Here is a 1,078-nt window from a genome sequence, read left to right as displayed (position 1 = left end):
CTGCTGGCCTCTGGCCAGTACATCGGCGGGGCGGCGGTGCAGCGCTTTGAGGAGCAGTTTGCCCAGTTTTTGGGGGGTGGCTCTTTGGAGGCCGTCGGCTGCAATTCCGGCACCGATGCCTTGGTGTTGGCTTTGCAGGCTTTGGGCATCCAGGCGGGGGATGAGGTGCTCACCAGTGCCTTTAGTTTTTTTGCCTCGGCTGCCGCCATCAGCCGGGTGGGGGCGCGTCCGGTGTTTGTGGATGTGGATCCGTGCACCTTTAACCTGGATCCGCAGCTACTGGAAAAGAGCATCTCCTGCCGCACCAAGGCGGTGGTGGTGGTGCATTTGTTTGGGCAGGCGGCCAACATGACCCAGATTCTGGCTATTGCCCGGCGGCACGGCTTGGCGGTGGTGGAAGATTGTGCCCAGGCGGTGGGGGCCTGCTGGGGGGGCAGGCCGGTGGGCACTTGGGGGGAGGTGGGCTGTTTCAGTTTTTTTCCCAGCAAGAATCTGGGTGCGGCTGGGGATGGGGGGGCGGTGGTGACGCGGGATGGGCAACTGGCCAAGCGGGTGCGGGCGCTGCGGGAGCATGGGCAGACCCGTCCGTACCACCACGAGTATCTGGGTCTCAACAGTCGTTTGGATGCGCTGCAGGCGGTGATTCTCTCGGTGAAGTTGCCTTATCTGCGGGAGTGGAACTGGCGGCGGCAGGGGATTGCGGAGTGTTACCACCGCTTGCTGCAAGGGATCCCGGGTTTGATTCTGCCCCAGGTGGGGGTGGGGGGGAACTCGGTGTGGCATCAGTACACGGTGCGGGTGGTGGGTTCTGAGCCGTTGGATTCGCGGCGGCGGGACGATTTGCAGCAGCGGTTGAAGGAGCGGGGCATTGGCAGTCGGGTTTACTATCCTCTGCCGTTGCCGCTGCAGCCGGTGTACCGAGGGCTGGGCTACAGGCGGGGGGATCTGCCCAATGCCGAGCTATGTGCGGCTCAGGTGTTGTCTTTGCCGTGTTTTCCTGAGTTGACCACCTGTCAACAAGAGCGGGTGGCTGCGGCCATTGCTGAAATCCTCTCAGAAAAAACCTGCCCGTAGCACT

The 1,078-nt window shown here is 62.9% G+C and carries 1 protein-coding gene; it reads left to right on the top strand.

The features are described 5' to 3' along the window. Positions 1-1,074: DegT/DnrJ/EryC1/StrS family aminotransferase (locus NW842_RS13865; protein ID WP_414418270.1), on the top strand; the 1,074-nt coding region annotated here is incomplete at its 5' end. Positions 1,075-1,078 lie beyond the last annotated feature (4 nt).

The organism is Synechococcus sp. R55.4, from assembly GCF_047461935.1.
In the GTDB taxonomy this organism is placed as follows: domain Bacteria; phylum Cyanobacteriota; class Cyanobacteriia; order Thermostichales; family Thermostichaceae; genus Thermostichus.
This window is presented reverse-complemented; position numbering and strand designations above follow the sequence as displayed.